We start from the raw sequence: 13,681 nt of genomic DNA, 5'->3' as shown, positions 1-13,681 counted from the left end.
AGCCTTCAAAACGCGGGGATTCGTTCGAAGACCAACCGCTTGAGAGATATGGTTCATAGATGGCGACACTCGATGCAATAATAAGAAACCAGATAACACACTTTAGTATGATTTTTCGGTTCGTTAAAATTTGTTTTACAGCGTTCATTTGAATTGCAAAATAATTATAGCATTTAATTAATTTCCAAGATTTTTATCGCTATTCACTCGAATAAAATATCTGATATAATGCGGAATTATGAATTTACAAACCAGAAGCGTATCATTTGTTTTTCCTGTATACAATGAAGAGTACATAATTGCTAAAACAATTCATTCATATTACAACGAACTAAAAGGTAAACTTAATTTTGAAATAATTGCCGTGGAGGATGGAAGTACGGATGACACCAAACGGATACTTAAAGATTTGGAGAGTGAACTATCGATACGAGTATACTTAAGTGAAAAGAGAAAGGGGTATCTTCAAGCCATTAAAGATTCTTTGAAATACCCTCGGTATGAGTGGGTTTTTCTCGTTGATTCTGATAGCCAATTTGACCCAAAAGATTTCTGGAAATTATGGGAGTACGCTGATCGCTATGATGTTATTCTAGGAAAGAAAATCGACAGAAAGGACGGTGCGCTAAGATCAGTACTCTCAAAAGGATATAATTTTTTGTTACGCAGGATATTCAAGGTTTCTTTTGAGGACATGGATACTGGTTTTAGACTTATTAAAAAAAGTTTTTTGGACGACGTTGCTCAAAAAGTATCGTATCTTCAGTTTTTTAATGCTGAGTTTGTGATACGAGTAAACCTTGCGGGCGCAAAAATAATCGAGGTGCCAGTTAATCATTTTAGGCGCCAGAGCGGAAAAACCAATATTTTTTATCTGAAAAAAATCCCTGCTATTGTGACGAAAGAACTTATCGGGATGTACCGGTTGTTTGGTGAACTTAAAATCGGCAAATAACCCCCGAGTGTCACTAGCTTTTCGGTTTTGAGAGCGGTATAATTTCTCTTATATTTAAGACTTACAACTAATAATTAGAAACCTTGTTCTCTGACCCACAAAAAAATATAGAGCAATTGAGACTTGAACCCGGAACTTCCGTAGCCGACCTCGGCTCGGGTGCCGGTTTTTATACTATGGCTGCCGCACGAGCAGTAGGCGACAAAGGCAAGGTCTACGCTGTGGACGTTTTAAAAGACTTATTGGAAAAACTTAAAAACGAGGCGCGACGAAGTAGTCTCACAAATGTAGAAGCGCTTTTGGGTAATGTCGAAAAGCTTGGTGGTACACGATTGGCAGATTCTTCTGTGGACGACGTGTTGGTATGCAATACGCTTTTTCAGTTAGAACACAAAACCGATTTCCCATTTGAAGTAAAAAGAATTTTAAAACCAAAAGGTCGTGTCCTCGTTGTTGATTGGAAGGAGTCGTTTGGTGGCATGGGCCCGCAAAAGGAACACGTTTTTTCCTCTGACATGGCTCGGGCGCTTTTTGAAAAGGCCGGATTTGTTTTCCAGCGGGAAATTTCAGCAGGGGAGCACCACTACGGCTTAATTTTTATACGATAATATGCTATATTTACATGGACGTTGGAGCTAGTATAAAAATTATAACAGTGGAACATAATTTTCGTATACATTTCGTATTTTCGTATAATAATTTCGTATCATTATGAAAGCCAGCCCATTCCAAGTCGTACTCACCGCTATCTTTATTATCGCCTTAGTCGGCGGTGTGATCGTTCTTGCTCTCACGAAAGCAAAAAATGGTAGTGTCAACAGCGTGACTGTTGTTATTTGGGGAACAATGGACACTGCCGCTTTCAACGACTCTGTATCAAATTTAACGTTAGGTACTAATGGTTATAAAATTGAGTATATACAAAAAATTGAAGCAGCTTTTGACCAGGATTTGATCGAAGCTTTGGCTTCAGGGGTAGGACCTGACGCAATTTTGCTCCCACAGGATAAAATTATTAAATATAGAGACAAAATTCTGCCATTTTCCTACAACATAATGCCTCTGAGGGATTTCAAAGACACTTTTATTCAGGAGGCTGAGTTGTATATAGATAGCGAAGGTGTTGTTGCGTTACCGTTCACAGTAGATCCGCTCGTCATGTATTGGAACCGAGATTCCTTGACCAATATTGGTGAATCCCTTCCTCCAAAAACGTGGGATCAATTTATTACACTCGTTCCACGACTGTCAGTTAAGGATGCCAATTCAAACATACTGAAAAGCGGAGTTGCTTTAGGGGAATTTAAAAACATTACAAATGCGTTTGAAATAATTTCAGCCATCTTGCTCCAGGCAGGTAGCCCCATTACTCAGTACGGTCCAGATGGCTTAATGGGCGCTCTTTCGCCAACCTTAGCTACTATTGGAGCTGTTAATTTTTATACTGATTTTGCTAATCCATTAAAACCCGACTACTCTTGGAATAGGGCTTTGATCAATTCTCGCGACATGTTTGCCTCAGGAGATTTAGCCTTTTATTTTGGGTTCGCTTCGGAGATGTCTAAAATTCGTGATCGAAACTCCAATCTCAATTTTGATGTAACCTATTTCCCTCAACCAAAAGGCGCTTCAATATTGACGACCTTTGGAAAAATGCAAGGTTTAGCAGTTCTTAAAAGTTCCCAAAACCAGGCAAGTGCAGTTTCGTTGCTAATTGCCATGACAGCTCCCGACACCATCAATCTTTTAAGTTCACGGACTGGACTTCCACCAGTTCGACGCTCCATGCTTGTTGCTGATCCGAAAGATCCATATCAAGCAATTTTTTATAATTCTGCACTGCGCGCCAAAGCCTGGGTTGATCCAAACTCCTCAAATTCACGGGCCGCTTTCCAAAATATGATAGAATCTATAACAAGCGGTGAAGCTGGTGTCGGAGATGCAATTACTATTGCTGGCAAGTCTCTCCGTAACTAGATAAAATTTTCATGACAAAAATTGTAAATCAAAATGCCATCTTCTCGTTTTTCTTGGCGATATTTTTGATTACAGCACCCTTTTTGGTTTTTGGACAAGCGGTACAAAATTTTATTCCCTGTGGCACAGAAGTCTATCCTGACGGGGCTACCCTTGGAACAGGAAGTGGAGTTAAATATGTAGGAGGTACGGTTTCGAATCCCTGTGGATTTCAACACATTATTACGCTCATCAATAAAATAGCTAACTACCTCATCGTCCTTGGAGCAGCGGTTTCTGCTCTCGCCTTTGCTTGGGCAGGATTTTTGATGATGACAGCGGGAGGAGAAATGGGTAAAATAGAGCATGCCAAAGAAATTTTTGGAAAAGTGCTTGTCGGGTTTTTGATCATGCTTTCGGCCTGGCTTATTGTCCATGCAATCGACGCCGGGTTAATTGATGCCGGGTTTATAAGCAGGAGTACATTAAAACCAATATAAAATTTTTCCAAATCGTATTCATTTTAATGAAGCTCCAAAATAGTAATCAAATATATTCAATGATATTTAAAAAATTTAAAATTTTTCTAGCGTTTTTGACAGGAGTTACATATGCAATGCTTTCAGCCACTACGGCTCTGGCTCAGGGCTCGCAGATCACGGGAGGTGGATCTGGATCACAAATTGCCCCGATTATAACCAATCCTCTTGGAAGCGTTAACTCTATCGAGGCTTTCATCAAATTACTTCTCGATACCCTTTTTCCGATTGCCGCTCTACTCTCTATTTTCTTTCTCATTTATGCTGGATTTCTGATGGTTATGGCTGGAGGCAGTGAAGAAAAATTAAGTAAAGCCAAGAATGCACTTTTGTGGACCGTGATCGGTGTCGCTGTTCTACTCGGTGCTAAAGTTATTTCCACTATTATTTGTGGCACCATCCAACAACTCGGTACTGCAGGACTCACGTGTCCAACACGGTAATACGAACATACTAAATGATTACGAAAATACGAAAACATACGAAAACTTTGGCTATAATAATTTCGTCTTCTACCTTTCCTTTTCTCGCAGTTGCCGCGACGCCAGCGACCCCGTCTAGAAATTTTTCTGAATTTGTTCTAAATTTTATAAACATCTTAGGCGACGTTACAATGTTTGTTGCCGGTCTCGGTTTTTTCGGATTGCTCACCGGAATTTTAAAATACAGCGGGGCAGGTGGAGACGAAGAACGTTTGGGTAAAGCCAAACAACTCATTATTTACGGTCTTCTGGGGATGTTTATTATTTTCTCTTTCTGGGGTCTAGCCAGACTTTTGGCCAATACCTATTTGGGAGTGGACACCTTTTAGGTCACAGAACACAAAACATGGAACACGGATCATAAAAAAGAGATTAATTTTATCCCCCAGTGTTCTGTGATTTGTGTTCCATGTTCCATGAATTCATTATATAATTACCCCATGAAAAAACTATCATTAAAATCAAAATTTACTAGAGTCTTTCTTTTAAGTGTTTTTAGTTTGCTTCTAGTTTCAAGTTTTTCAATAAGTGTTAGTCCAGTTTTTGCTTCATGTACTGATGATCAAGTTAATGCATGGTTGAGTTCTCACAATATGACTAGGGAAGGTAATAATGGCACAGCTCTAAACCAAGCTTATGCAGCGCTCGGAAATTGTTCGGGTGGTGGGGGCGGAGCCATCACCAGTATCGCTGGTCTTCTAAACCGAGCTATTGGTGTCATAAACCTTCTCATCCCATTCCTCGTCGGTCTAGGAGTCTTCGTCATTATTTATGGCATTTTCACTTACATTTCTCAAGCCGCGGACGAAGAAGCTCGCAAGCAAGCTCGTGACTTTATCATGTGGGGCGTTATTGGTGTCGTTCTCATGCTCTCTGTTTGGGGGCTCGTAAATATTTTGTACAACACCTTAGGGATCGATAACACAAATACGACCGTTCATTCCCGTTACCCTGTGATTCCTTTGGTTGGTGCTCAATGAAATTTTTGATTACAGAATTATTCTCATGAAAATTACATTATTAAAATTACGACTGTCACAGGTGCTTTTGGGACTCCTGATTTTCCCCTTGCTCCTTAGTTTTTTTGTGAATGTCAGTCCAGCTTTTGCGGCCGATATTTGTGTTTCTGCTGATGGCTCTAGTAGTCAGCCTAGTGCTAACGGGAATTGCCCAGCTGGCTATAGTCGGTATAGCGCTGTCACCGGAGCGTTGCAGACTGGCACTATCAATACCATCGACCTTCTCCTCAATAGATTCATCGGTATCATAAACCTTTTCATACCGTTTTTGATCGGTCTCGCTGTATTTTTGATTATTTACGGCATTTTCGGTTATGTTTCTCAGGCGGCTGACGAAGAAAAACGTAAAGAAGCCCGAGATTTTATTGTGTGGGGGATTGTTGGTATTTTTTGCATGCTCTCAGTCTGGGGTCTTATAAACATTCTCTACAATACTTTCAACCTCGACAGGTCAAACGGTATTGTGACGGCTGTATATCCCAACAATACTCCTTTGCCGACCACACCGCCAAAAACCATTGTTGAACTCATCGCAAGGCTCAATATCATCGGCCCCAACATTGTTGGATTTCTTATTGGTATTGCTGTCTTTGTTGTCATTCTTGGTATTTTCAATTATATTCGAGAAGCTCAAAATGAGGAAAAACGAGCCGATGCGAGGAATTTTATAATTTGGGGTGTTATCTTCATATTTCTCATGCTCTCCATTTGGGGCATGATTAATATTTTGGTTAAAACCTTTAATTTTGACAACACACCTCAAGGCACTACTCAGATATTTCGTTGTTTAGCCATTCCTACACCAGCTGGTTGCAAGTAGCTGAATTAGTCTCTATTTGAATTTCCAGCCCTGTTTTCCTACCGAGATTCCTATCTCGGTATCCAAGTGAGGATAGTTCTTTGAGCGGGTTAGCGTAGTAGCCGTAAAAAATCACGAGATGGTTAGGAAAATGAAATTGTTTGAGCGAGTCCTCGAGCGAGTTTTTTGTTTTACGTAAAGACCACCGACTTGATTTTCGAGGATTACGAAGCGCTTTAGCGAAAAGAACAATCCGAGCGCCACTATCCACACCCCACTTGTTATCTGTAATGGACAATATATAATGTAACCATTCATAAAAAATAATAAAGGTCGCTCGGTATCAATACAAATTATTAGTTTTCAATTAATCAATTAAAATATAATGAAAAAGTTTCTCGTCGCTTCAGCATCGTTTCTTCTTCCGGTTCTTGCGTTCGCGCAAGCAGCAGCTGCTCCCCAAGTTTCTGCCCCTGTAACTAGTTTAACTACTTTTTTGCAGAGACTGACCCTTGTTATTAACACCATTATTCCGTTCTTGTTCGGTCTTGCTGTTTTCGTTGTTATCTACGGTATTTTCGGATTCATCAGTTCAGCTGGAGATGAAGAGGCTCGAGCTAGCGCTAAGGGCTTTATTATTTGGGGAATCATCGGTATTTTCCTCATGGCCTCTGTTTGGGGTCTTGTTGGAATCCTCATCAATACTTTTGGACTAAGTAATGCTGGACAGACAACAGTAAACAGAGCAGCAACGCAGAACGGTTTGCCAACAATTACCTGTACTATTCCACCTTGCGTTTAATCTAGTTTGAAATAATTTATTATACGCAGAAATTATATTATCTATGACTGCTGTTAATGAATTAGTAAACAAAATCAGCGACTTCATTCTGAAGCCGCTGATTTTGTTGATGTTTGCTCTGGCCACACTTGTCTTTATTTGGGGGGTCCAAAACTTTGTTGGCGCCGCCGATGACGCCGAAGCTCGATCAACTGGCACTCGTCAGATGATCTGGGGCGTGGTGGGAATGGTTGTTATGATTTCCGCCTACGCGCTCAAAGAGATAATTCTGGGCACGGTTAATATTTTGTAAGTGTAGTGAAAACACCGCCGCGCTTTGCGCGGCGGTGTTTTCTGCATTAATTTTACAAAGAAAAAACCGAGGTTCGAGACATTGTGGTGTCTCAAACCTCGGGTAATTAAATCTTCACTGACCTCACTGATCCAATCTCGCCCTGAAGAGAGCGAAGGGAAAGGTGGAGTTGTAGAGGAACTTCACCTCTCCGACCCCATTTCCGTTGGCCGATATTTTCTGGCCGGGAACCACTCCCCATTGTCCTCCAGTGACCGCCGCCGCCTCGAGCGAATACTTCGCATTCGGGTCTCCGTTTTTCAAGGAGATCTTGACCTGGATGTATTGACCGGTGTAGTCAAATACTAGGCCCAAAACCGGCCGCTTGGCTTGAGGTGGCGGGGGAGTCACAACCACCGCGCACGGAACCACGTTGGCGGTGTACACCGGTGCTGATAATGACCCTCCACAGCAGGTGTTTGTATCCGCAGTGTATGTCGGCGAGGACAGTGGCTCGCCACAGCAGACATTTGTCTGTGCGCTGTAGACCGGAGCCGACAACGAGGGGTAACAGATTACTCCACCTGCCGGTGAATAGACTGGCGCCGATAACGATGGGGCGCAATCCGGTCCTCCAGCCGGCGAATAGACCGGTGCCGATAGTGGGGGATCGCAGACCGTAACCACGGCGCAGTTAGAGCATGCCGGAGGCGCTGTGACGGGTTTGACGAACCCGCAGGCGATCGCGTACGCGAGGCCTCCACAACCACTCCCCGGCGCTCCGGGCCAGATGCTTGGCGTGCCGCCGTGACAGGTGTAGCATCGGTCATTCCAGACTGGAGCTCGGAAGCCCGCATGGACGCTGGTGAAGGTTGCGGTGAGGGCGAGGAAGCTGAACGCCAGCTTCAGGATCAGATTTTTCATAGAGATATGTGTAATGTGCAACTGCGTTGAACCGTCATGTTCAGTAGGGAATTAGCCCAACCGAACGCTCACCGCAGTTTATCACACGGTTTCGATATGTCAAGTATACCCCTTGACTTTATTTATAATGTTTGTTATGATTCAGGGGTGAAAAATTGAGCCTAAAACCTCACTTTCCACGCCAAAGTAATCAACAAAATTATGAAAAATAACCTTATAAATATCGGTTTTTCAATACTTTTTATAGCTTTCTTACCAGCAGTAAGTAAGGCTGATTGCGCCTGTGCTTCTTTAAGCGCTCCAAGTTATGTTGCTAATAGCAATATTTCTGGCGCTTCACGTTCCGCTGCAAATTATGTCGCGAACACCAATACTGGTGGTGGCAGTCTTGCTTCACCAGGGTATACAACAACTTCTTACAATACTGGTAAGAATTTAGCTTCTCCCAACTATACAGCTACAAATAACGTGAATGGTTCTACTGTATCTTCAGTTACGTACGTAACAACAGTAACTAGTGGTGGAAATATTTTGACTTCTCCTGTGTATGCAACATCGGCCAATAATAGCGGTTCAAACTTATCTTCACCAAATTACTACGCAACAAATAATCCTGCCGGCCCTACTCTAAGTTCAGCTACGTATGTTTCTAACTCAAGTAACTCCGGAACTAATTTATCTTCACCAAACTACACCTCGACAAACAACACCACCGGCACAACCTTGAGTTCGGCTACCTATACTGCTAATGGAAATAATTCTGGGAGCAATCTTGCTTCTCCGACCTACAGTACTTCAGGAAGTAATACCGGTACCAACCTTAGTTCTCCATCATACACAACTTCAGGAAGTAACTCTGGTAACAACTTAGCTTCTCCTACGTATACCGCGACAGGCAATGTCAACGGTACCAACTTGAGTTCGGCTACCTACGTTGCAAATTCAAACGTAAATGGTACAAATCTTTCCTCACCGACCTACACTTCGACTAATAACCCTAACGGGGTTACTTTGAGCTCTGCTACATACGTTGCCAACCCAGGCAATTCTGGTCAGACTCTTTCTGGAGCAACCTATACAACTTCTGCAAGTACTAACGGTAACAACCTCTCTTCCCCAACCTACAGTGCATCAAACAACAACGGCGCCACTTTGTCTGGCGCAACCTATATTGCGACAGCAACTGTCGGCGGCACTTTGAGTTCCGCAACATATACTACAAATGAAAATTCTAATGGTGGAAGCTTGTCCTCTGCCACATACACTACGGCAAGTAATAACGGTGCTACCTTAAGTTCACCAAGTTATGTTGCCGCAGCTGGTATTAACGGTGCTTCATTAAGTTCTCCAAATTATGATACAAGTGGAAGTAACGCTGGTTCAAATTTGAGCTCACCAACCTACGCCGCAACAGAAGGTACAGCGGGGAATACCCTAAGTTCTCCAACCTATGATTCTAGTCCAACGTTCGTTGGCCGATCGCTCGCTGGTCCAACATATCAAGCATCACCCACAATTGTACTTCCTTCGTTGAGCTCACCGAGCTATTCTGTACCAGCGCCAATAATTACTCCGACGGTTCAAGCTCCTGTTCAGACTTATCCTGGCTTGCCTCAGACTGGAGGGGGAGGCAAGGCTCTCAAGGCATCTCAAGCTAAGCCAGTTGTAAAGGCTGCCGCCACTGTAACCTTGAGCCAGAAAATGGTTAGCTTCGGATCAAAGTTACTGAGCATCTTCTAATCGGTCTTATCTCAGAAAAACCTCTAGACACTAAGTGTTTAGAGGTTTTTCTTTTGGTTTAATCAAAGTGTATCAATCGATTAAATACTAAATCTTTCTCGTATCCTTTTTCACCTTCCTTTTCAAGAATCTCTACATTAAAAATCCTTCAACTTTTAAATTCCAAAATTTTAAATTATCAAATCCTTAGACTTCATGATCATTAAACCTTTAAAACTTCCACCTACATCGATGAGCAACGGCCGTGTGTGATCAATGTAGTTCGCTAATTACCGACTATTTCATGGTATCTGAGAGCTATGGTAAGTGTCATCTGTAATAGAAATAAAACAAGGTTGCGTCTGTTTATTAACGGCAGACCGAGCAGAAGGTAAGAGATTCGGGTTTTTGTAGGAATGGGTGAGCGGAAGTGTCGTAAAGTCTCTAGTTTTCCACTACATTGATTGCACACGGCCGTGTATAATCAATGTATATGGGAAACATGGAAGTTGAATCGAGAAAGCGAGCGCGTAAACATCAATTGCAGGAAATTATTTTGCAGACAGTTGCTTCTGCGGGGATACTCGCGATTGCTCTCTTGGCACCAAATGTTCTCCAGTCACTCAAGAAGTTAGGGATAATTAAAAGTGCAAGACAGCTTGAAATAATTCATAACTCACGGAAGCGTCTCGTGGAGAAAGGTCTGTTGTTCTATGACGCTCACGGCTTTCTAAAGCTCTCTCCTAAAGGTCAAAGTATTCTTCGTCACTTTGAACTGCATAATTTTAGGATCATGAAACCAAAACGTTGGGACAAGAAATGGCGCGTAGTGATTTTTGATATACGAGAAGGTAACAGAAAGACGCGCGATCTTTTAAGAAAAACTTTATCAAATATCGGATTCATTAAGCTTCAACAAAGCGTTTGGGTGTACCCCTACGATTGCGAAGATTTTATAACCATGCTCAAGGCGGATTTTAAGATAGGGAAGGCAGTGTTGTACATGATCGTAGATTCAATAGAGAATGATACAGAAATTCGTAAAAATTTTGGTTTGAAGTAATCTTCTTTTCTGTTTCTTCTAAATCTATTTCTAATTAAGTTTCAAAAAATTATTCTCTGATTTGAGCACCTACATTAAGGAGTCACGGCCGTGACTCCTTAATGTATACGGAAGAAGAAACGGTGTACATACACACAGAGAGGCGGGACGAGTGGGGTGAATGAAGATTGAAAACATGTAGCTCGAAAATTAAAAAAAAGAAAAAGCGAGGGGAGATATAATCTCTTCCTCGCTTGTGATTTTACTATCTTGGCCAGACGCTGACGTCGACCGCGACAGTTTGACTCGGATCAACCGTCGACAGGAACAAGTGGTTCCCATAGAGGTTGAAGTGGGGGAGGTACTCTCCCCTTTGGAGTCGGAACTTGTTGGTGGAACCCTCCGGACGGATCCAGATGGGTTTTCCCACCTCCCTGACCACGACGTCGAAGTCGTAGTTGTCGGGAATTGGGACGGCGATTTCTGCCGCTCCAACCGCATGCCCCGTGGTTGTTCTTGGGGGATTGGTTGTGGCGAACATTCGCCCACTTCCCGGTCCTCCGAAGAAGGGATAGGGATTATTGGGATGGTCCGCGTGCTCTAAGATCGCAATGATGATCCCGATCACGACCACTACCCCAAATATCGCCTTCCACGACAGGCCACCACTTCCACCACCTCCATGACCTGAGCCATGTGATGACGCTGGTGAAGCCGCGTGACTTGCCCCTGGAGCTCCAGCTTTTCGGCCGAAGACCCAGGTAACGAGTAGGGCGATGCTACCAACAGCGACCCATGCCAGGATGAGGATTAGGCCGATGATGGCTCGAGTCCTCATGTTGCCGTCGGCCCGCCAGATTTGAGGTCTGACGTGCGGCGACAACCAGTGGTAACCCTTTACCACCTCGAAGGTGTTCCAGTCACTGTGCATCCACTTTATTCCGCTAACCAATGCTGGCCAGAAGAACATCCCCAAACAGACAATCACCGCCCCAATCGTGCCGTACCACATCATCGGTTTAAACCATGACATCCCCATTTTCCAATGGTACGACATCAAGATTATTCCTATAACGCAGAGTAAGCAGAAGGGGAAGACACCCCAGGCGTTTCTGATTGGAACAAGTGTGAGAATTGAAAACGTGAGTGCCTCCGAAAGAAGCAACCCTCGTCCAAGCTCGGCGTACCAGCTGATCTTCATCCACCTGATTCTCAGGATGGCGTCAGCTGCGATTGCAATGGGGGTTGCCCAAACGATCAAAAGGAGTGAAAAGGTTAAGCACCAAACTCCTCCCCACGCAGTGAAACTGCTCCAGCCTGTTGTGACCCCTAAAATAGTCAGAGCTAAGGGGAACAAGAACACCAAGGTACCGAGCTGCATTAGCCCGCTTTTATACCTGGCAATTCTTTCCGGAGTCAATGGGCCGATCCCAGTACTCCCGATTTTGAATATCCTGTGGACAAGTCGCAGGAAGCTAATCAGTTCTTTCATTTTTTCTTTAAGTATGTTGTTTCAGAATTTTACCAGTCGGCGCGCTCAAGCACTCCACGCCTTGTGAACGTTTTCTTTTTCTTGCTCTTGGGGAATCCGAAGAGGAGTCCCCCAAGTATTTTCCACGGCCATAGGAGTAGCCGGCTGAGCCAGTTTGGCTCATAAGGAACGATTTCGGCGTTCCGCGCAGCTCTCGTGGCTTCCCACTCAGTGACCTGTGCGTCTAAGACTTCTGTCCACGGCGTTCCAGGCTCTTTCGGGGGTTTTGGTACCACCGGCTTTTCAACCGGTGGCAAGCCCTCGGCCGCGAGCTTTTTCAATCTCTCACGGGCTTCGGCCTTTTTCAGAATTTCCGCTTCGACTTCCGCTATTTGAGCGAGGTCTGCTGATTGGAGTTTTCCTTGGGCCCATTGGAGGAATTCCTCGTCAAGCTTGGTAATGCCGGCGGAACTTGCTCTGGCAGTAACTTTCCCTGCCGTAGCTGGATCTCCATCCTTACTACGGAGTGCTTCTGCGAAGGCTTCGAACCAATCAGCGGCTTTCATCAGGGCGCCCTGCAAAGGATCTTTTTGCGTTGCAGCGTAGTTTTCAATTTGGGCCGCAATGACACCGATCACCGACTCACCCTTGCGACTACAAAGCCAGTGGTCATTACCGAGTGATTTTTTTGCTTTTGCTGCTGCTGCCTCTGCTGAGTCGCTTAAGAACGGATTCAAGAGTGACAGAAACGTGTTTAAGTCGGGCGTTCCACCCAAGGCCTTTTTCAGGGGCTCAGTGATATTTTTGAACGCATTACTCGCGCCATCTTTTGTATCTACGGTTTTAGGATCAGACATAGATTGTCCTTTGTTTTTTGAATGTTATGCAATTGTCAAAAGGTATTGGAAACAGCCAAAACCCGTACAATTAACGCTGAGAGCAGTTTAGCACGATTTTATTAAAAAGTCAATGGTTTGGGATGGGTGGTAATACGGAAAAGAGGTTGAAGAATAAGGGTTTTGGGGGGTTTGGAAGAGGGAAATAAGGAAGGGTGAACGAGGGGCGAGCTGGAGAAGACTTGAGTCTTACAGACTCGGTACAGGTTTCCCATTTTCTTACGATAAGAATTGTTCGAAAATATGGCAGAACCTTTTCAAGTCTCCCCGCGTAGGCAAAGAAATTTGCCTACTCCGCTCACATAAGAAAATCACGCTCTTAGCAGAGCGGATTTTCAAAATGTGAGCGGGGGGAGACTTGAACTCCCACGGATTTCTCCACTGGTTCCTAAGACCAGCGCGTTTACCAATTACGCCACCCGCCCATTTATTTTTTTATGCACCTACTATCACGTGGATTTGCACTCGATTAAATTCTAAGTTGTGTGGCCACAAATATTTTGCTCGCCGTCGCTCACAAAATTTCGTAGCCTTGCCTCGGCTGTTTTGCTTACTAGCAAAACATGCCTCCGGCTCGCACCACTGAGAAAAAGTTTAAAGCAGTTTAAACTTCTCTCTCATGTGCGCGGTGAGGGACTCGAACCCCCGACCTTTCCGGTGTAAACGGATTGCTCTACCAACTGAGCTAATCGCGCATTGCTACCTAACTTATACACTATATCGGCCAAAAACTCAACCTGGCAGGCTTTGAAAAATAAGGAGCAAATGCTATGGTGTAAGTGATTGGTGATTACTGCCCTTGTAGT

14 protein-coding genes and 2 tRNA genes are annotated in these 13,681 nt (G+C 43.8%); 12 read left to right on the top strand and 4 right to left on the bottom strand.

Translation table 11 applies throughout. The annotated features are described in order from the left end of the window. Positions 1 to 238 precede the first annotated feature (238 nt). The 12 genes from V4467_00650 (at position 239) to V4467_00595 (ending at position 10,529) form a co-directional block, all read left to right on the top strand. Complete coding sequence (locus V4467_00650) at positions 239 to 955, top strand: glycosyltransferase family 2 protein (protein MES2087480.1); 717 nt, start codon at positions 239 to 241, stop codon at positions 953 to 955. A gap of 116 nt (positions 956 to 1,071) precedes the next feature. After that, a complete protein-coding gene (locus V4467_00645) occupies positions 1,072 to 1,563 on the top strand; it encodes a methyltransferase domain-containing protein (protein ID MES2087479.1) in 492 nt (163 codons plus the stop codon). A 103-nt stretch (positions 1,564 to 1,666) separates the two neighbouring features. Continuing rightward, entirely contained in the window at positions 1,667 to 2,932 is a 1,266-nt protein-coding gene (locus V4467_00640; protein ID MES2087478.1) for an extracellular solute-binding protein, read from the top strand. Positions 2,933 to 2,943: 11 nt separating this feature from the next. Further along, positions 2,944 to 3,411 (top strand): pilin, encoded by a 468-nt coding sequence (locus V4467_00635; GenBank protein ID MES2087477.1) that lies wholly within the window; start codon positions 2,944 to 2,946, stop codon positions 3,409 to 3,411. Between the two features lie 59 nt (positions 3,412 to 3,470). Further along, complete coding sequence (locus V4467_00630; protein ID MES2087476.1) at positions 3,471 to 3,893, top strand: hypothetical protein; 423 nt, start codon at positions 3,471 to 3,473, stop codon at positions 3,891 to 3,893. 14 nt (positions 3,894 to 3,907) lie between these two features. Next, a complete protein-coding gene (locus V4467_00625) occupies positions 3,908 to 4,261 on the top strand; it encodes a hypothetical protein (GenBank protein ID MES2087475.1) in 354 nt (117 codons plus the stop codon). A gap of 111 nt (positions 4,262 to 4,372) precedes the next feature. Continuing rightward, the gene (locus V4467_00620; GenBank protein MES2087474.1) at positions 4,373 to 4,912 is read left to right on the top strand and encodes a hypothetical protein; all 540 of its coding nucleotides are present in this window, start codon (positions 4,373 to 4,375) and stop codon (positions 4,910 to 4,912) included. 25 nt (positions 4,913 to 4,937) lie between these two features. Beyond that, positions 4,938 to 5,771 (top strand): hypothetical protein, encoded by an 834-nt coding sequence (locus V4467_00615; protein ID MES2087473.1) that lies wholly within the window; start codon positions 4,938 to 4,940, stop codon positions 5,769 to 5,771. A gap of 364 nt (positions 5,772 to 6,135) precedes the next feature. Further along, positions 6,136 to 6,552 carry a hypothetical protein gene (locus V4467_00610; GenBank protein ID MES2087472.1) on the top strand — a complete coding sequence of 139 codons (417 nt, stop codon included), beginning with the start codon at positions 6,136 to 6,138 and terminating at the stop codon, positions 6,550 to 6,552. A 43-nt stretch (positions 6,553 to 6,595) separates the two neighbouring features. After that, entirely contained in the window at positions 6,596 to 6,844 is a 249-nt protein-coding gene (locus V4467_00605; protein ID MES2087471.1) for a hypothetical protein, read from the top strand. A 1,104-nt stretch (positions 6,845 to 7,948) separates the two neighbouring features. Continuing rightward, positions 7,949 to 9,487, top strand: coding sequence for a hypothetical protein (locus V4467_00600; protein ID MES2087470.1), 1,539 nt, complete (start codon positions 7,949 to 7,951; stop codon positions 9,485 to 9,487). Between the two features lie 472 nt (positions 9,488 to 9,959). After that, positions 9,960 to 10,529 (top strand): hypothetical protein, encoded by a 570-nt coding sequence (locus V4467_00595; GenBank protein MES2087469.1) that lies wholly within the window; start codon positions 9,960 to 9,962, stop codon positions 10,527 to 10,529. 244 nt (positions 10,530 to 10,773) lie between these two features. Here the strand turns inward: V4467_00595 and V4467_00590 are convergent, their stop codons facing one another. The 4 genes from V4467_00590 to V4467_00575 all read right to left on the bottom strand — a co-directional run bounded on the left by V4467_00590 (position 10,774) and on the right by V4467_00575 (position 13,570). Further along, positions 10,774 to 11,889, bottom strand: coding sequence for a hypothetical protein (locus V4467_00590; GenBank protein ID MES2087468.1), 1,116 nt, complete (start codon positions 11,887 to 11,889; stop codon positions 10,774 to 10,776). Between the two features lie 140 nt (positions 11,890 to 12,029). After that, entirely contained in the window at positions 12,030 to 12,836 is an 807-nt protein-coding gene (locus V4467_00585) for a hypothetical protein (GenBank protein MES2087467.1), read from the bottom strand. A gap of 382 nt (positions 12,837 to 13,218) precedes the next feature. Next, a tRNA-Leu gene (locus tag V4467_00580) sits at positions 13,219 to 13,300 on the bottom strand. A gap of 197 nt (positions 13,301 to 13,497) precedes the next feature. After that, positions 13,498 to 13,570, bottom strand: a tRNA-Val gene (locus V4467_00575). Between the last annotated feature and the right edge of the window lie 111 nt (positions 13,571 to 13,681).

The sequence above is a fragment of the Patescibacteria group bacterium genome (assembly GCA_040390045.1).
Lineage (GTDB): Bacteria > Patescibacteriota > Minisyncoccia > Phycocordibacterales > SIBU01 > SIBU01.
The sequence above is the reverse complement of the archived record's forward strand: the minus strand, read 5'-3'. Positions and strand labels throughout refer to the sequence as shown.